Source organism: Microbacterium sp. 20-116 (assembly GCF_041079415.1).
Classification (GTDB): domain Bacteria; phylum Actinomycetota; class Actinomycetes; order Actinomycetales; family Microbacteriaceae; genus Microbacterium.
The window spans coordinates 317,503-335,056 of the sequence record NZ_JBFYGP010000003.1 but is presented as its reverse complement, the minus strand read 5'-3'; the positions used below and the strand labels follow the sequence as shown (position 1 = coordinate 335,056).

The window sequence follows — 17,554 nt, the reverse complement described above, 5'->3', positions numbered from 1 at the left end:
CCTTCGCGACGACGGGCTGAGAGGATCGACGCGTGACGGACGACCTCTCGCCCTCGGCCGCGTCCCGCGGATCCCTCCGGAAGACCGGCGTCGGTGACCCTGGCGAATCCCCCACGCGTCTGTACGGGCTTCTCTCGCCCGAAGCTCGCGCGCTGTACGAGCTGGTCCCCGGCGCGCAGGAGCTGTTCCGCCCGACGGTCGCATCGCGGGGGGCACTCCGGCGGGGGTTCCGGCAGGACGACGCCTTCCGCAACCTGCTCCGCGCGGCGATGGATGAATCCGCTCGTCCACGCGGATGGCGCCGCGACGAGTGGTCCGACGAAGAGGTCGCCCGAGCGGCCGCGGACCCGCAGCTGCTCGCGACCGCCCGGACGATGTCGAAGAGCGCGGCTCCGAACGGCTGGAAAGCGACGTGGAAGAGACGTCGGCAGCGCGAGACGGCGATCCTGGCGGTCTTCACGTACTCGCTGTTGTCCATCCCGACGGCCTTCGTGCTGAACATGGCGTGGCTCGCGGTCGTGGGAGCCGTGGGCGTGCTCGCCGCGGTGGGGTACCTGATCTTCCGTCGGCGCATCGAGAACCGGCCGGCGCTCGCGCCCCACCCCCTTCCCGTCGAGAGCGATCCCCCCGCGGACGACGGCGTCCCTCGACCTCTCTTCGTCGTCGAGCGCGCCCCGTCGCAGCATCTGATCGCGCGCGGCACCGGTCTCGTCTTCCTGGCGGGCGCCGTCGTCCTCGCGGTCGGGGAGATCATCGAGGGCGGTCCGCTCGCCGCTGTCGGGGTGACCATGTGGTTGGGCACCCTCGGTGTTCTCGGCGCGATCATCTTCCTCTGGGCGCTGTCCGCCGGGCGCGCGCGCATCGTCGGCTTCGACGATCACCTGGTCGTCCGCCCGGGACTCCGCCGGTCGCGGGTGGTCGCGGCATCCGAGATCGCGGAACTCTCGCTGCTGTCGGGCGGTCGGCTTCGGGGCGCGGACGCGCGGGGTCGCCGATTGTTCGAGGCGATGAGCGTGTACGACGACTTCCCCGACCTCGTGGCGTGGCTCGAGGCCAAGACGCCGCGGCAGTGGGCCGACATCGGGTAACGCCGCTCAGGTGCGTCGGGCCGCGGGCGTAAGGTGGCGCGGTGAGCATGTGGCGGGATGTGGGCCTCGTCGCCGTCGGCGGCGCGATCGGTACGGCCGTACGCGCCGGTCTCACCCTGGCGCTCGGCGAAGACCTGGGCCCGGCCCTCGTGCCGCTGATCAACGTCGTCGGGGCGTTCGCGATCGGCATCCTGTACGGCTGGAGAGCACGGATGCCGGAGTCCTCGCGTGCGCAGCGCGTGCAGCTGTTCATCGGGACCGGCATCCTGGGCGGGTTCACCACCTACAGCTCGCTCGCCGTCGAGTCGGCCGACCTCGGCCTGCTCTGGTGGGGGGTGGCAACGGTCGTCGTCGGGACGGCGGCGGCCTGGGGCGGCGTACTCCTCGGCCGTGGTGGGCGGGCTTCGCGCTGACGCTTGTCGAACCCGGCGAGAAAGTGGTACAAATGTGCCACTTACCGTCGTGGGTCCGCCGCGCCGGTCACCCGACCCGGAGGTTCGACGATGAACGCCGCCCCCTCGATCGTCACGCTCGGAGCCCACGTGCTCGACACGATCGTCCAGCCCGTCGATGAGATCCCCGAGGGGCAGGGCTCGCTCCTCGTCGACGAGATCGTGATGTCCGCAGCGGGACCCGCCGGCGGCACCGCGCTCGTGCTCAACAAGCTCGGCGCGCGCGTGGTCACGAGCGGGGCCGTGGGCGACGACGTCGCCGGACGCGTGCTGGTCGGCCTGCTCGTTGACGCCGGCATCGACGTGTCGAACCTGCGCACCGACGAACTGCCGACCTCGGCATCCGTTCTCCCCATCCGCTCCGACGGGTCGCGACCGGCGCTCCACGTGGTCGGGGCCAACGCGCTCGCCGCCGACGTCGTGCCCTGGGACGCGCTCGCCGCCGCCGACCACGTCCACGTCGGAGCGCCCGAGCTGCTCGGTCCCGAGAACGTCATCGAGATCCTGGAGTACGCCCGTCGGCACGGAGCGACGACGTCGCTCGACTTCCTCATCGGCGGCGACCCCGCGTTCTACGCGCTCATCGAGCCCCTGCTCGCGCACACCGACTACGTGCTCCCCAACGCCGAGCAGGCCATCGGCTGGACCGGCGCCGACGACCTGCCCGCCGCCGCCCGCGCCCTGCACGCGGCGGGAGCAGCGGTCGTCGCGGTCACCAACGGCGGCGACGACATCGTGGTGGTCGACGGCGGCGACCTCGAGTTCGTCCCCATCGTGCCCGCGGAACCGGTCGACACCAGCGGCGGCGGAGACGCCTTCTCGGCCGGCTTCGTCTTCGCCAAACTCCGCGGGTGGTCCTCGCGGGACGCCGCGCGCTTCGGATCGGCCACCGCCGCACAGGTCGTCGCCGGCGTGGGTACCGATCACGGCGCGTACGACGCGGCATCCATCGATGCTCTGCTCTCGGCGGGAGTGCTGTGATCGCGAGCGGTGTGCGAGAAGCCGTGGCGGACGCCTGCCGTTCTCTCGCCGCGCAGGGCCTGGTCAAGGGGACAGCGGGCAACGTCAGCGTGCGCGTGGATGGGGGCATCGCGATCACGGCGACCGGAGTGGTCTTCGCCGAGGCGGTCGCCGACGACGTCGTGATCGTCGACGGCGAGAAGAGAGTCGTCGAGGGGGCGCTCGCCCCGAGCTCCGAGCTCGACCTGCACCGCGCGGCCTACGCCGACGAGGCCGTCGGGGCCGTCGTGCACACGCACGCCCCCGCGGCGATCGCCCTCTCACTCGTCTCGGACCGACTGCCCTGCGTGCACTACCAACAGCTCGCCCTCGGGGGCGAGATCGAGGTGGTGCCCTTCTCGGTCTTCGGCTCGGCCGAGCTCGCCGCGGCCACGGGCGACGCCCTCGCCGCAGCCAATGCCGCGATTCTCGCCCACCACGGCGCCGTTACCACGGGCCGAGACCTCGCCGACGCGGTGACGAACACCGCCCTGCTCGAGTGGGCGTGCGACATCTACCTGCGCGCGCGAGCGGTGGCGGTGCCCGCCGAACTCAGCCCCGAGCAGCAGGCCGCGGTGCTCACCGCCGCGGTCTCGACCGGATACGGACAGAAGCACGGAGCGTGACATGGATGCCGTGACCACCGACACCTTCGACTCGCTGAGCCCTCTCGATGGGCGCGTCGTCGACACCTTCCCGGTGCGGGGCCCCGCCGAGGTGGTGTCGGCGGTGGACCGCGCGCGGCGCGCGGCGCGCGAGTGGCGGTCCCTCGGTTTCGAGGGGCGACGGCGCGCGCTGCAGGCGTGGCGGCGCGACATCGTGGCGCACCTCGACGACCTCATCGCCGTGGTGCGGGCCGAGACCGGCAAGCCCCGCGGGGACGCCCGGCTCGAGATCATGCTCGCCCTCGACCACCTGGCCTGGGCGGCGACCCACGCGCGCCCGGTCCTGCGTCGGCGTCGCGTGGGCGCGGGCGTGCTGATGCTCAACCAGTCGGCGAGCGTCGGCTACACCCCGTACGGCGTGGTCGGGGTCATCGGCCCGTGGAACTACCCGGTCTTCACGCCCATGGGCTCGATCGCGTACGCGCTCGCCGCGGGCAATGCCGTGGTGTTCAAGCCCAGCGAGTACACCCCCGGCGTGGGCGTGTGGCTGCAGCGCTCGTTCGTGCGCGCGGGCGGGTCGGCCGACGTCTTCGCCGTGGTGACCGGTCTCGGGCCCACCGGCGCCGCCCTCTGCCGCGCGGGTGTCGACAAGGTGGCCTTCACCGGATCCACGGCGACGGGCAAGGCCGTCATGGCCGCGTGCGCCGAAAGCCTCACCCCGGTCGTGATCGAGGCGGGTGGCAAAGACGCCCTCCTCGTCGACGAGGACGCCGATCTCGAGGCCGCGGCCGAGGCGGCCGTCTGGGGTGCGTACTCGAACGCGGGTCAGACCTGCATCGGCATCGAACGCGTCTACGCGCACGCGAAGATCTACGACCGCTTCGTCGAGGCCGTCGCCGAGCGCACGCGCGAACTCCGCGCCGGCGCCGACGACGCCGCGACGCTCGGTCCGCTCGCCATGCCGCGCCAGGCCGACGTGGTCCGGGCGCACGTCGCCGACGCGCTCGCGCGGGGCGCGACGGCGCGCGTCGGATCGACCCCGGCGCCCGGGGTCACCCTGCAACCCGTCCTCCTCACCGACGTCGACGAGGAGGCGGACGCCGTGCGCGAAGAGACCTTCGGCCCGACCCTGGTCGTCAACCGCGTGGCATCCATGGACGAGGCCGTCGAGAAGGCCAACGCCGTGCGGTACGGACTGTCGGGCTCGGTGTTCTCTCGGAGGCGGGGGAGCGAGCTCGCCCTGCGCCTGCGCGGAGGCATGATCGCGATCAACTCGGTCATCTCGTTCGCCGCGGTCCCCGCCCTCCCCTTCGGCGGGGTGGGCGATTCCGGGTTCGGGCGCATCCACGGGGCGGACGGTCTGCGTGAGTTCGCGTACCCGAAGGCGCTGACCCGTCAGCGCTTCCCGCTGCTGACGTTGACCACGATGCGGCGCACCGCGAAGGTCGACCGTCTCGTCGAGCGCATCATCCGGCTGCTCTACGGCTGAGCCGGAACGGCGCGGATGCCGCGGGCTCCCGGCATCCGTCGACGATCACCGCACCGAGCGCACCCGCATGATGATGACCGAGCCGAGCAGGCCCGCCAGCCCGCTCGCGAGGAACAGCCCCGAGAACCCGCCGAACAGCACCACGGCCCCCGCCCCGAGCAGGGGACCGAACGCCTGCGGGCCGGCGAGGGCGATATTCATGATCCCGACGTCCTTGCCGCGCGTCTCGGCCGAGGGCAGCACCTGCGTGGCCAGGGCCTGGTCGACGGCGAAGAAGCACCCCTGACCGAGCCCGAGCAGCACGGCGCCGATCACCGCGGTCGACTCGGCCGGGGCGACGGCGAGGAGCAGGGCCGAGACGGCTTGAGCGACCCCCGAGGCGAGGACGAACACGCGACGGCGCTGAACCACGTCGCTGAGTTTGCCGAGGGCGACGGATGCCACGATCGTCACGACCATGTAGATCACCGTCGTGAAGACGAGGAAGCCGGTCGGATCGGCCACCCTCAGCGCGAAGGTGAAGAAGTACAGCAGCATCGTCGTGGCGATCGCGTTGCCGAGGTTGATGAGCACACGGCTCGCGACGGTCCACGCGAAGTCGGGGTGACGCCGGGGGTCGACCCAGATCGACGAGAGGATCGTGCGGACGGTGAGCGGACCCAGCAGCGCCGCCTCGGACGTCGTCAGCGGAACGTCGCGCAGAACGAGCAGGAACGGCACGGCCAGGCCTACGCAGCACACGGCCAGCGCGAGGTAGCCCGAAGCCGTCGTGGTGAACACCGCGGTGACCAGCACGATCCCCAGCAGGATGCCGATCGCGTTCGGTGCTGAGATCCAGCCCGACACGAGCCCCCGCTGCCCCGCGGGCACGCGGTCGGCCATGACGGCGGTGAGGGCGGCGGAGGCCATGCAGAAGCCCATCATCACCGCGGTCCACATCGTCACCGTGCCGAGCGACTCGGTCTGGACGCCGAGCAGCGCGAGACCGACGGCCGCGAGCACGACACCGCCGAGGATCCAGGGGCGACGGCGTCCGAACCGAGACCGGGTCCGGTCGCTCAGCGCACCGACGATCGGGTAGGCGATGACCACGAACGTCCCCGCCACGGCGCTGACCAGGCCGTAGGTGAGGAGCGAGACGAGCCAGTCGTCCGAGGCGTGCTGCGCGGCGATCTGCAGGGGCAGCAGCACCTGCACCGGAACGAGCTGCGCCATCCACAGTCCGAGCCACACCCCGGCGAAGGCCGCGATCCAGCCCGCACGAACGGGGCGGGTGGGTTCGGCGTAGGCGGTGAGGGTGGCGGGCGTCGCGTCAGCGGTCACCGGATGCCGCCCGTCCGCGTCGCCGCGAGCGTCGTCACGGCCCACCGGCCGGCATCCGCCACGGCGTCGCGCGCGTCGCGCAGCGCTCCGCAGGCGTTGAAGAACCCGTGGATCTGGCCGGTGTGGGTCACGAGGTGCGTGGCGACGCCGGCGGCCTCGAGACGCTCGGCGTAGGCGACGCCCTCGTCGCGGAGCACGTCGAAACCCGACACCGCGACGTACGCCGGGGCCAGGCCCGAGAGGTCCTCGGCCCGCAGGGGCGATACCAGCGGATCATCGGCGCTTCCGCCGCCGCTCAGGTAGTGCGCGGCGTACCAGTCCATTTGCGCCTCCGTGAGGAAGAAGCCGTCGGCGAACAGCGCGTACGAGCGGTGCTTGCGCGAGAGGTCGGTGACGGGACAGAACAGGATCTGGAACGCCGGTGCGCCCTCGGCATCGTCGCGCGTGACCGACGCCACGACCGCCGAGAGGTTGCCGCCCGCGCTCTCGCCGCCGACACCGACCGCGTCAGCGGTCCCGCCGAACCGCGAGGCGTTGTCGCGGACCCACCGGAAGGCGTCGACGCTGTCGTGGAGCCCCGCCGGGAACGGCGCTTCGGGGGCCAGCCGGTAGCCGACCGACACCACCGTCATGCCCGAGGTCTTCGCGAGGGTGCGGCACGTGGCATCCGCGCTGTCGACCGATCCGAGCACCCAGCCGCCGCCGTGGAAGTACACGATGATCCCGGATGCCGCGCGATCGAGGTCGGCGCGGTATACGCGTCCCGGAACCCGCCCGGCACGGGTTGGGATCTCGACGTCGTCCCTCTGCGCGAGCTTCGTCGTCCCGGCGAACGTCCACGCCTCGATCTCGATGTGCGCGCGGGCCTCGTCGAGGGGGAGCCGCTCGAAGTGTGCGCCGGGCGCGTCATTCATCACGCGCAGAGACGTCTGCACGGCGGGGTGCAGGGTGTTGCCGTCGATCACGACGGGGCGGCCGTTCACCGCGCGGAGGGCCGCGGGCGGAAGCGACCCGAGGGCGCGCGCGCCCCAGCGGAGCAGGTGGTCCTGGGGACGGGGACGGAGCATCGCGGAACCCTTCTGTCGATCACGGCAATGGGATCGACTATCGGGTCACTTTATTGCACACACGTACCGTTTTGTGTGACAAAGATGTGAATTCGACTCGGCGTGGAGGCGACGGGCGCAAGAAACCTGTACGTTTGTGCCAACTAAGCGGGGGAGTGATCCCCCTCGCCCAGCGAAGAGGTCGCGGCGAGGGTCACGAACCCCACGATGGCGGCACGCAGGGCGTGCGCCAGCGACTGAAACTGGACCTCCTCGGAACGGGCGATGCGATGCAGGGCGAAACCGTCGATCAAGGCGACGACCGCAGCGGCGGCGTGCGGATCGGTCACGCCGTTCGTCTGCAGCACGGCCGCCGCGAGCGCCCGCGTCTCGTCGAGGATCTTCTCGACGTGAACACGCAGGGCCGGATGACGCGAGGCGAAGAGGTAGATCTCGAACTGCGCGACCGTGTGGTCCTGCGATTGGCTGCGCACGATCTCGACGAACTCGTCGATCGCCGCCCCGGGGCTGTTCGCGCCCGAGACGAGGACGGAGCGGAACTGCTCGAGCCGCTCGAGCTCGGCCGCCATCGCGTGCGCGACGGCCTCGCCGATCATGTCGTCGAGCGAGTCGAAGAAGTACGTCGTCGACGAGTGCGGCACCCCCGCCGCGGCGGCCACCGACCTGTGCGTGACGGCCGCGATGCCCCCCTCGGCGATGATCGCGATCGTGGCGTCCAACAGCAGCTCGCGACGCGCGCGACCGCGCGCCCGCATCGGCCGGCTCGTCGTCTCGCTCACGCTGTCCTCCTCGCCGACCGGGGTGGTCGGTGTCGCCTTCGGAACGGAGTAAGCCTATGACCGCCTCCCCGCCCTCTGCGGACCGGGCCCCGGCCCCCGACGTCGACGTGGTCGTGGTCGGCGCAGGTCTCTCGGGCCTGACCGCCGCTCACCGGCTTCGCCAGTTCGGCGCGACGGTGGCGGTGTTCGAAGCGGCGCCCCGCGTGGGCGGACGCGTGTCGTCGGCGGAGGTGGCGGGGGTGCACGTCGACCTCGGCGGGACGTTCGTCGGCCCCGGCCAGGATCGCATCCTGGCTCTCGCCGACGAAGTGGGCGTCTCGCGCTATCGGACCTACGCCGCGGGTCGCAACGTCATCCGGTGGCGCGGCGAGCATCGGCGCTACCGGGGCACGGTGCCTCCGGTCGGCGCGAGCCTGCTCGACGTGGGACGGATCCAGCTCACTCTCGACCGCCTGGCGCGCACCGTCCCCCGGGGGAACCCCGCCGCAGCCCCGCAGGCCGCGAACCTGGATGCCGAGAGCCTCGGCTCGTGGCTGCGCCGCTCGCACGCTTCTCCCGCGGCGCGAGAGCTCATCGCGATCGCCGGCCGGACGACGTGGGGGTGCGAGCCCGACGAGATCTCGTTCCTGCACGCTCTGCACTACATCCACCAGGCGGGTGGACTGTCGTCGATGCTCGACACCGAGGGAGGCGCGCAAGAGGAGCACTTCGTCGAGGGCTCGCACGCGATCGCCGAGCGTCTCGCCGACGCGCTCGGGGCTGCCCTGCGGGTGAGCGCTCCGGTGCGGCGCATCGAGACCGCCGCCCAGGGGGTGCGCGTGTCGACGGCCGACGAGACGGTGACCGCTCGCACCGTCGTCGTCGCCGTGCCACCGGCGCTGCGCGGCAGGATCGACTTCGCGCCGGCCCTTCCCCCCTCTCACGCCCAGATGGCCCAGCGATGGCCGGCGGGGGTGCTGTCGAAGGCCTACGCCGTGTACGAGCGGCCGTTCTGGCGCGACCACGACCTGTCGGGGCAGGGGCTCTCCGACACCGGCCCGGTCTTCATCACCTTCGACGCCGGTCCCGCTCACGCCGGCGCCCCCGGCGTGCTCCTCGGCTTCATCGGCGGGGTCTACGCCCGTGAGTGGGACGAGCTGGCACCCGCCGAGCGCAGAGCGCGGGCGCTGTCGTCCTTCGCCGACCTGTTCGGCCCCCGGGCACTGGATGCCATCGGCTTTATCGACCAGCGCTGGGGCGCCGAGCCCTGGGTCGGCGGCGGCCCCACGGCCGCCCCGGGGCCGGGAGCGGTCGTGCCCTACGCCGGTGCCCTGGCCGCCCCCGTCGGGTCGATCCTCTGGGCCGGGACCGAGACCGCCGATCGCTGGACGGGATTCATGGACGGCGCCGTCCGCGCCGGTGAGCGCGCGGCGCTCCAGGCCCGCGGCATCCTGAGCTCCTTCTCGACCGACCACGAACAGACGGGAGTCGCCCGATGACCTGGCGCCGCGAGTACACGCACCTCACCACCGCCACCGCCGACGCGGTGTGGAAGAGGTGGACCACGCCCGAGGACTGGGCCGTCGACGATCCCGATCTGCGCGAGGCCACCTTCCCCGTGCCCCCGCGCGTCGGTGCATCGGGCCGCGTGGTCAACCACGGAACCCCCGCGCAGCGCTTCACCTTCACCGAGCTGCAGCCGGGGGTCGCGATGAACTTCCGGATCGGCTTGCCGGGGGCGGTGCTGTCGTTCCCGCACCGCATGCGCCAGACGCCGAACGGGCTGTCGGTGACGCACGCCGTCGAGATCTCCGGTCCTCTCGCGCTGGTGTTCGGCCCCCTCGTGGGGCGCAAGATCGCCGCGGGCCTGCCGGCTGTCGTCCGCTTGGTGACGACGAACGCGCTCGCCGACATGGCCGCCGACGCGCGCGGGGAGTAGTCGGTGTCGCTGTCGATGACGCTCACGACCGCGGCGATGTGGGTGAGCGCGCGGCCGATCCGCCTCGCGCTGGCTCGTGACGACTACCTCGAGACGCTCGACCCGGGCCGCCGTCCGGCCGATCCGCCGGCGCGCCTGCGACGCTCGGGCCGTGTCGTCGTCTCGCGTGAGGGCGGGCTGCCCGTCTACCGCTACGAGCCGGCGGCGCGCACCGCGGGCCTCGAGCTGATGTACCTGCCCGGTGGGGGACTGGTGAATCCCCTCGTCGCCGAGCACTGGTGGATCGTCGAGCGTCTCGCGCGGGCGACCGGGGCGGCGATCACGGTGGTCTGCTACCCCCTGGCGCCCGAGCATCGGGCCGACGACACCCTCGCCGTGATCGACGCGCAGTACGAACGTCTTGCCGCACGGGCGGGGACCTCCCGCCTCCTCGTGGCGGGCGACTCGGCCGGAGGGGCCGTGGCGGTGGGGCTCGCCCTGCGCGCCGCGCGTCGACCGGACGCGCTCGTGCTGTTCTCGCCGTGGCTCGATCTCGCTCTCACCGACCCGGGGATCGCGCGTCGGGTGCCGCGGGATCCCTCGCTACGCGTTCCCGGTCTTCGAGCCGGCGCGGAGGCGTGGGTGGGCGATCGGGGGCTCGACGACCCGCTGCTCAATCCCGCGCGGATGGAGCTCGCCGGGCTGCCGCCGACGCTCGTGTTCCAGGGGGGTCGCGACATCTTCTTCGACGACGCCGTCGCCTTCGCCCGACGGGCGCGCGCCGAGCGGGCGTCGGTGCGTCTGGAGACCGCTCCGGCGGGGTTCCACGTCTACGTCGGGGCGTTCTGGACGCCCGAGGCGCGCGCGGCCTACGCGCTCGTGGGCGCTCTCTCGCGCGATCCCGAGCGATCGATGACATAACGGGACATATGTGCAACAATCTGCCGAGGGCGCGACGGCGCGCCCCGTTCAAGGAGGACCGATGACCGCTCGCTACGACCTGGCAAAGATCAAGCTCGGCAAGCTCATGACCGACCCCGATGCCGAGGGCATCATCCTCGACGTCATCCCCGACCTCACAGCGAGCCCCACCTACCTCGTGGCGCGCACGCTCACCGCGAGCGCCGCACTCAAGCTCGCCGAGGCGCAGATCGGCGCCGAGAAGGCATCCGAACTGCGTCGTCGCGTCGAGGCGCTCGAGGCGTGAGGGGCCCGCACGGCGAGGGGTAGATTGGCGGCGTGATGCCGCTCATCTTCCTCGCCGTGGCCCTCGCCGGCGGCGTGGGGGCGGCGCTGCGCTATCTGCTCGATGTGGCTGTGCGGCGCCGCACGGGGGAGCGGTTCCCCTGGGGCATCCTGGTGGTGAATCTCACCGGGGCACTGGTGCTCGGCATCCTGACCCCCCTTCCCGCCGACGAGTCGTGGCGGTGGATCCTCGGGACGGGCCTGCTCGGCGGGTACACGACCTTCAGTGCGGTGGCCGTGACCACGGCTCTGCTCGCCGAAGAGGGGCGCTCGCGCGCGGCGGTCTCGTACGCGGTGGCGTCGTTCCTGGGGTCCGTCGTCGCGGCGGCAGTCGGACTGTCGATCGGGTCGGCGCTGTGAGGATGCGGCGGTCCGACCGCGGGGAGTGCATGGGATACTGAGCTTCGATACATTCCTGTATCGGACTTACCCGGAGGGTCCCCCCTGTGTCGTACCTGGCCGTCCTGAGCCTGAAGAACCGCGCCCTCATCGCCCTCGTCACGATCGTCGCGGCGGTCTTCGGCGGGCTCGCGCTCACCAGCCTCAAGCAGGAGCTCATCCCCTCGATCGAGTTCCCCCAGCTCGCCGTCGTCACAACCTACCCGGGGGCGTCGCCCGAGGTCGTCGAGACCGATGTCTCGACCCCGATCGAGAACGCCATCCGCGGTGTCGAGGGGCTCGAATCGAGCACCGCCACGAGCACGACGAACTCGTCGATCGTCTCGGCGAAGTTCACCTACGGCACCGACCTCGCCGGGGCGCAGCAGAAGATCCTCGCCGCGATCGCGCGCATCAAGGACCAGCTCCCCGACTCCGCCGACACCACCGTCGCGTCGGCCAGCATCGACGACTTCCCCGTCATCCAGCTCGCCGTCACGGGATTCACCGACGCCGAGGCGACGCAGTCGATCCTCCAGACGAGCGTGGTCCCCGACCTCGAGGATGTCGCGGGGGTCAACGGCGCGCAGATCGTGGGCGGCACCGCCCAGCGCGTGACGATCACCCCCGACACCACCAAGCTCGCCGAGCGCGGCTTCAGCCAGCAGGCGATCACCGACGCCCTCGGTGCCAACGGCGTGCTCTTCCCGGGCGGCTCCCTGACCGAGGGCGACCAGACCCTCACCGTGCAGACCGGGTCGAAGCTGACCAGCGTCGACGAGATCTCCGCCCTCCCGCTCGTGCCTACCGACGCCGCCCAGTTCCAGGCGGGGCAGACGAAGATCAGTGATGTCGCCACGGTCGCCCTCGAGCCCGACCCCGTGACCACGCTGTCGCGCGTCGACGGGCAGCCGGCCCTGACCATCGCCGTCACGAAGCTCCCGGCCGCGAACACCGTCGACGTCTCGCGTGGCGTTCTCGATGCGCTCCCGGGTCTCGAATCGCAGCTCGGTCAGGGCGCGAAGTTCACGGTCGTCTTCGACCAGGCGCCGTTCGTCCAGCAGTCGATCGAGGCCCTCGCGCAAGAGGGGCTTCTCGGTCTCGTCTTCGCCGTCGTGGTGATCCTCATCTTCCTCATGTCGGTGCGGTCGACGCTCGTGACGGCGATCTCGATCCCCACCAGCGTCCTCATCACCTTCGTCGGGCTGCAGGCCTTCGGGTACTCGCTGAACATCCTGACGCTCGGCGCGCTCACGATCGCGATCGGCCGCGTCGTCGACGACTCGATCGTGGTGATCGAGAACATCAAGCGCCATTACGTCGGTGACGCCGACAAGATCCCCACGATCGTGCGCGCGGTGCGCGAGGTGGCGGCCGCCATCACGGCATCCACCATCACCTCCGTTGCGGTGTTCCTCCCGATCGCCTTCGTGGGGGACGTGACGGGAGAACTCTTCCGGCCGTTCTCGCTGACCGTGACGATCGCCATGGCGGCCTCTCTGCTCGTGTCGCTCACGATCGTGCCCGTGCTGGCGTCGTGGTTCCTGAAGCCCGGAAAGGTCATCCGCGACGCCGAGGGGAATCCGATCGACCCCGAGTCGCCGACCGCGCCGCCCTCGCGCTTGCAGAAGGCCTACGTTCCGGTGCTGCGCTGGACGCTGAAGCACTCGTGGGTCACCCTCACTCTGGCCGTGCTCGTGCTCGGCGGGACGCTCGCGTCCGTCCCCCTGCTCAAGACGGACTTCCTCGGCGACTCCGGTCAGAACACCTTCACCGTCACTCAGAAGATCGGCTCCGCCCCGAGCCTGGATGCCGAGGACGCGGCGGCCCAGAAGGTCGAGGCCGTTCTGCTCGACACGGACGGCGTGCAGACGGTGCAGACCTCGATCGGCTCGAGCGGGTCGGCGTTGCGCGACGCCTTCTCGGGCGGAGGCTCGGGCATCACGTACTCGATCACCTCCGAATCGGGCGTCGACCAGGTCGAGCTCCGCGACCGCGTTCGCACCGAACTCGAGGCGCTCCCCGACGCGGGCGAGATCGAGGTCGCGGCCTCCGGCGGCGGACTCGGCTCGGCCGGCATCACCGTCGACGTCACCGCCGCCGACGGACAGTCGCTGCAGCAGGCGAGCGATGCCGTGGTCGCGGGTCTGCAGGGGCGCGACGGCATCGGTCAGGTCACCAGCAGCCTCTCGGCATCCCTCCCCTTCGTCTCCGTGCGCGTCGACCGCGACGCGGCCTCCGAGCGCGGGCTGTCCGAACGCGCCGTGGGTGCGCTCGTCTCGGCGACGCAGCAGCCGCGGCAGGCCGGCACGGTAGAACTCGACGGACGCGGGGTGACCGTGTACGTCGCCACCGCCAACCCGCCGAAGACCATCGACGACCTGCGCGCCCTCGAGATCCCGAGCGCGCGCGGCAACGTCCGCCTCGACGAGATCGCCGCCGTCGAGCAGAGCCAGACCCCGCCGTCGATCTCGACCTCGCGCGGGCTGCGCACGGCCACGATCACGGTGACGCCGACGACCGACGACCTGGGCAGTTCGTCGGCCAGCGTCACCGCCGCCCTCACCGACACCTCCCTGCCGCAGGGGGCCACGGCGAAGGTCGGTGGTTCGGTCACCGACCAGCGTGACGCGTTCAGTCAGCTCGGCCTCGCGCTGCTCGCGGCGATCCTCATCGTCTACGTGGTGATGGTCGCGACCTTCAAGTCGCTGCGCCAGCCGCTCGAGCTGCTCGTGTCGGTGCCGTTCGCGGCGACCGGAGCGATCCTCATGCTGTTGATCACGGGTGTCCCGCTCGGGGTCGCGGGCATGATCGGTGCGCTGATGCTCGTCGGCATCGTGGTGACCAACGCGATCGTGCTCATCGACCTCGTGAACCAGTACCGGGCCCGCGGTCTCAGCGTCTTCGAGGCGACGGTCGTGGGAGGCGCCCGACGCCTGCGTCCCATCCTGATGACGGCCCTCGCGGCGATCTTCGCCCTCGTGCCGATGGCCCTGGGGATCACCGGTCACGGCGGATTCATCTCGCAGCCGCTGGCGGTCGTGGTGATCGGCGGGCTCGTGTCGTCGACGTTCCTGACGCTGCTGGTGCTGCCGACGCTCTACAACCTCATCGAAGGAGCGAGCGAGAGGCGCCGTGATCGGCGGGCGGCGCGAGAGGCAGGGCGCGTCGAGCCGACGGCCGACGACGGGCACCCCCTGAGCCGCCGAGAACTGCGCGAGAAGCACTGACGCGGAACGGGCGGGATGCCGGCACCCGGCGTCCCGTCCCTCTCGCGGTGCTCATCCCGAGGTGTCGCCGGTCACCGGTCGGGGTGGGCGTCGACGCGCGATCGGGGCGGAGCGACGAGCCCTCGACGGGGTGAGCGGGTGCGACACGGGGGGCGCGCTGCGCCGCCGAGCGCGCGGGTCGACGGGTGGCCGTCGGCCGGGCGAGCGGCAGGCGACGGCGCCGGCGGGGGGCGTGGTGCACCTCGGCGGGGGTCTGCGCTGTCGGCTTCGACGTGGCCGCCGTCGCCGCCGACGCGAGGATCTGGGTGAACATGCCCGACCACGCGAACATCGCCGCGCACGAGATGGTCTCGAACAGGGCCAGGTTGATGGTCGCCGACACGAACAGCGTGATCGAGACGACCAGCCAGACGGTCGCGATCCCCGTGCCGATCGCCATCCGCTTGCCGAGACGGTGGAAGAGGAACGGCGCGCTCAGCAGCAGAGCGAGGAATCCCAGGACCATCGAGCCCGCGACCTTGTCGTGAAGGTCTTTGTCGGTGTTCAGAGGAATGCAGCCCACGAGAGCGAGATTGACGCCCACGACATTCAGGCAGACAAAGGCCACCGTCGCAGCGCCCCGACGGACGGGACCGCGACCCACGCGTCGCACATCGCGACGGACGCGGAAGGCGAAGACCACGACGATCATTCCGCTGACCTTGAGCGTGGTGTTGAAGAATGCGCTCGAGAGGTCGCCGAAAATCCCCAGCTGGCTGAAGTGCAACTGCCACCACAGAGGGTCGCTCGTCGTGGCGATCGACAGCAGCAGTCCGCTGACGAGGACGATCAGGGCCGCCCCGCCGACGTGCATCGTCGGGATCGCGTCCAGGCGGCGCGCGAGAGTGCCCAGACGCGGCACCGGGAGCGAAAAGGGGACAACGGAGCGGAGCGCGTTGCTCATGTGGGGGATCTTTCCTCAGGACGGAACGAAGATCCCCCCACACCGCGGGACCCTCGGCCCCCGTCGGCTCATTCGGGCAATGAGCCAGGAGAAACCTTGGTCCTTTGCCTCCCCCGGCCTTGACGGAAACCGTCAGGGCACATGGTATCGTTCGCGCCGCCTTTTCAGGAAAGGGCTTGTCTGGGAAATTCCCAGGTCATATGCCCAATTTCTTGTCCCCCATTTGGGGGACAAGACCGCCTTACGCGCGGTAGGAAATGCCCCATTCCCTGGTCAATTTCGCGCCCGGTTCGAGTCGCTCCAGGTCCGTCCCGGTCGCGAAAGCGTTCGCCGGAGCCGTCATCGGCTCGATCGCCACCGCGAGGGACTGCCCGGGGTAGCGATCGGTCGTGAACACCTGCGCCCAGCGGAACCCGTCATCCTGCCACAGCTGCACGCACCGACCGTCGGGAGCGGTGAGGGTGTGGTGCGCCCGGCCGTCGGCATCCCGCTCCAATCCGCGATAGCCGTTGTCGAGCGAGGCATCGCCGAGACGGCGACCCTCGCGCAGGTCGGTGGCGGCATCGACCGGCACCTCGTCGACGGGGATGTTGCGGTCGTCGAGGACGAGCGTGGTCGTGCCGGTCGATCGCACCACCAGATCCTCCGTCGGAACGCCGCCGATGTGGAGGTACGGGTGCACGCCCAGGGCGACGGGGGCGGCCTTCGACCCGACGTTCTCGATGACGTGGCTCACGTGCAGACCGTCGGCGCGAAGGGTGTACGCGACCCGCGTGCGCAGGTGGAAGGGATAGCCGGTCTGCGGCACCACCTCGGCGCCGAGCACGAGCTGCTCGTCGCTGTGCTCGAGGGCGTGATAGGTCCCGAAGCGCAAAAGGCCGTGACTGGCGTTGCCGAACTTCGGCTCGCTGATCGCGAGCTGCTGGTCCTCGCCGTCGAAGGAGTACTTACCGTCGCGGATGCGGTTCGGCCACGGGACGAGGACGACTCCGGATGCCGCGGGCGTGGGCAGGTCGTCGGGGTAGCGCGGCACGAGGTCGACGCCGTCGACCGTCAGCGCGCGAAGCGCGGCACCCACCTGAGCGATCTCGGCGGAGGAGTGCTCGCCGCGGAGGCGGAAGCGGAATCCGGTGGGGTCGGCGGTCATGACGTGGCCTTTCGCGATCGGCGCGGACGCTGCAGCCAGGGCTGCAGCATGCGGGTGACCCACGGGAGGACCGCGTAGGTCATGACGGGAGTGAGCATGAGGGTCGTGGCGAGCACGCGCAGCACGAGGGGGATCTCGGCGAACCCGGGAACGAAGCCCAGCAGCCACGACGCCGCCAGATTCGTCGGGAAGAACCCGACCCAGATCGTCACGGCCTGCTTCCACCGCGGGGGAGCCGCCGGCACCGGTTGGTGGATCGGTTGGGTTCCGGCCTCCGTCACTGTCGCCGCCTCGAGGATCGAGCCGTGCGGGGCGTCGAACCAGCCCTCGATCCCGGTGCGTCGTTCGCTGCGCTCTTCGCGCGCGAAGGGGCGCCCCGAGTCGAGCCACCACTGGCGCTGCGTCGAGCTCTCCCACTCCTCGAGCGTCGTGATGTCGCGGAAGCGGTACAGCATGTACCAGAGGTCGCTGTCTTCACCCGCGCGCACCCACCCCGAGCCGAGGAAGCCCGGGAAAGTGGTCGCGAGGTCGGTGCCGGCCTGCATCCAGGAGGTCGCTTCGGCGGTGCGCGTCGGGTCGATGCGCCGCTCGATCGCCACCGTGATGGGGTGGGCGTCGGTGTCTGCCATGCGTCTATCTTCGTGCAGGCCCGGCGGCCGAGATCCCCGAACCCGTCGGAGGGTCCGGTGTCGCGCACGGCGATCGAGAGCAAGGGCTGCGACGGAACAGCCGTTCGCCGCCGGATCGGCCTGTTGAGGCGGCATCCTCCTGTTCTGGTGCCCGAGGGCGGGAACGTGGATGCCATTCCCAGGCGCGACCGGTAACGTGGTGTGGTCGGCTCTGGACACCGTGCGTGACGCGCGGATGGGTTTGTGAGTCCAAGGGGCCGATGGACAGGACGCGATCGCGGCC

16 protein-coding genes and 1 pseudogene are annotated in these 17,554 nt (G+C 71.2%); 11 read left to right on the top strand and 6 right to left on the bottom strand.

Annotation, left to right across the window (positions count from 1 at the left end; all coding sequences use genetic code 11):
* The first annotated feature begins 32 nt into the window (after positions 1-32).
* From AB6V29_RS08925 to AB6V29_RS08905, 5 genes are all read left to right on the top strand, one after another.
* Positions 33-1,088: a hypothetical protein gene (locus AB6V29_RS08925; protein ID WP_369358097.1), complete on the top strand. Its 1,056-nt coding sequence runs from the start codon at positions 33-35 to the stop codon at positions 1,086-1,088.
* Positions 1,089-1,135: 47 nt separating this feature from the next.
* The gene (locus AB6V29_RS08920) at positions 1,136-1,501 is read left to right on the top strand and encodes a CrcB family protein (RefSeq protein ID WP_074696312.1); all 366 of its coding nucleotides are present in this window, start codon (positions 1,136-1,138) and stop codon (positions 1,499-1,501) included.
* Positions 1,502-1,591: 90 nt separating this feature from the next.
* Complete coding sequence (locus AB6V29_RS08915; protein WP_369358096.1) at positions 1,592-2,521, top strand: carbohydrate kinase family protein; 930 nt, start codon at positions 1,592-1,594, stop codon at positions 2,519-2,521.
* A 23-nt stretch (positions 2,522-2,544) separates the two neighbouring features.
* Complete coding sequence (locus tag AB6V29_RS08910; protein WP_279365412.1) at positions 2,545-3,165, top strand: class II aldolase/adducin family protein; 621 nt, start codon at positions 2,545-2,547, stop codon at positions 3,163-3,165.
* A gap of 1 nt (position 3,166) precedes the next feature.
* Positions 3,167-4,633 (top strand): aldehyde dehydrogenase family protein, encoded by a 1,467-nt coding sequence (locus AB6V29_RS08905; RefSeq protein WP_369358094.1) that lies wholly within the window; start codon positions 3,167-3,169, stop codon positions 4,631-4,633.
* A 45-nt stretch (positions 4,634-4,678) separates the two neighbouring features.
* Here the strand turns inward: AB6V29_RS08905 and AB6V29_RS08900 are convergent, their stop codons facing one another.
* From AB6V29_RS08900 to AB6V29_RS08890, 3 genes are all read right to left on the bottom strand, one after another.
* The gene (locus tag AB6V29_RS08900) at positions 4,679-5,956 is read right to left on the bottom strand and encodes an MFS transporter (protein ID WP_103207120.1); all 1,278 of its coding nucleotides are present in this window, start codon (positions 5,954-5,956) and stop codon (positions 4,679-4,681) included.
* On the bottom strand, positions 5,953-7,023 hold the full coding sequence (locus AB6V29_RS08895; protein ID WP_369358093.1) for an alpha/beta hydrolase: 1,071 nt from the start codon (positions 7,021-7,023) through the stop codon (positions 5,953-5,955). The genes AB6V29_RS08900 and AB6V29_RS08895 overlap by 4 nt, the downstream gene beginning before the upstream one ends.
* Before the next feature lie 143 nt (positions 7,024-7,166).
* Positions 7,167-7,802: a TetR/AcrR family transcriptional regulator gene (locus AB6V29_RS08890; RefSeq protein WP_218026333.1), complete on the bottom strand. Its 636-nt coding sequence runs from the start codon at positions 7,800-7,802 to the stop codon at positions 7,167-7,169.
* A 56-nt stretch (positions 7,803-7,858) separates the two neighbouring features.
* Between AB6V29_RS08890 and AB6V29_RS08885 the strand changes: the two genes are divergently transcribed.
* From AB6V29_RS08885 to AB6V29_RS08860, 6 genes are all read left to right on the top strand, one after another.
* Entirely contained in the window at positions 7,859-9,280 is a 1,422-nt protein-coding gene (locus AB6V29_RS08885; RefSeq protein ID WP_369358092.1) for a flavin monoamine oxidase family protein, read from the top strand.
* Positions 9,277-9,720, top strand: coding sequence for a hypothetical protein (locus tag AB6V29_RS08880; protein ID WP_103206916.1), 444 nt, complete (start codon positions 9,277-9,279; stop codon positions 9,718-9,720). The genes AB6V29_RS08885 and AB6V29_RS08880 overlap by 4 nt, the downstream gene beginning before the upstream one ends.
* A gap of 3 nt (positions 9,721-9,723) precedes the next feature.
* Positions 9,724-10,620, top strand: coding sequence for an alpha/beta hydrolase fold domain-containing protein (locus tag AB6V29_RS08875; RefSeq protein ID WP_369358090.1), 897 nt, complete (start codon positions 9,724-9,726; stop codon positions 10,618-10,620).
* Positions 10,621-10,681: 61 nt separating this feature from the next.
* Positions 10,682-10,906, top strand: a complete 225-nt coding sequence (locus tag AB6V29_RS08870; protein WP_103206914.1) for a hypothetical protein — start codon at positions 10,682-10,684, stop codon at positions 10,904-10,906.
* Between the two features lie 35 nt (positions 10,907-10,941).
* Positions 10,942-11,304 carry a fluoride efflux transporter CrcB gene (gene crcB / locus AB6V29_RS08865; protein WP_369358191.1) on the top strand — a complete coding sequence of 121 codons (363 nt, stop codon included), beginning with the start codon at positions 10,942-10,944 and terminating at the stop codon, positions 11,302-11,304.
* 86 nt (positions 11,305-11,390) lie between these two features.
* Positions 11,391-14,552: an efflux RND transporter permease subunit gene (locus AB6V29_RS08860; protein ID WP_369358088.1), complete on the top strand. Its 3,162-nt coding sequence runs from the start codon at positions 11,391-11,393 to the stop codon at positions 14,550-14,552.
* 319 nt (positions 14,553-14,871) lie between these two features.
* On the opposite strand, the pseudogene AB6V29_RS08855 reads toward AB6V29_RS08860, so the two are convergent.
* The 3 genes and pseudogenes from AB6V29_RS08855 to AB6V29_RS08845 form a co-directional block, all read right to left on the bottom strand.
* Positions 14,872-15,405, bottom strand: a pseudogene (locus AB6V29_RS08855) (DUF998 domain-containing protein); the annotation flags it as partial.
* A gap of 331 nt (positions 15,406-15,736) precedes the next feature.
* A complete protein-coding gene (locus AB6V29_RS08850; RefSeq protein ID WP_369358086.1) occupies positions 15,737-16,642 on the bottom strand; it encodes an aldose 1-epimerase family protein in 906 nt (301 codons plus the stop codon).
* On the bottom strand, positions 16,639-17,271 hold the full coding sequence (locus tag AB6V29_RS08845; protein WP_267789229.1) for an antibiotic biosynthesis monooxygenase: 633 nt from the start codon (positions 17,269-17,271) through the stop codon (positions 16,639-16,641). The genes AB6V29_RS08850 and AB6V29_RS08845 overlap by 4 nt, the downstream gene beginning before the upstream one ends.
* Positions 17,272-17,554: the final 283 nt, after the last annotated feature.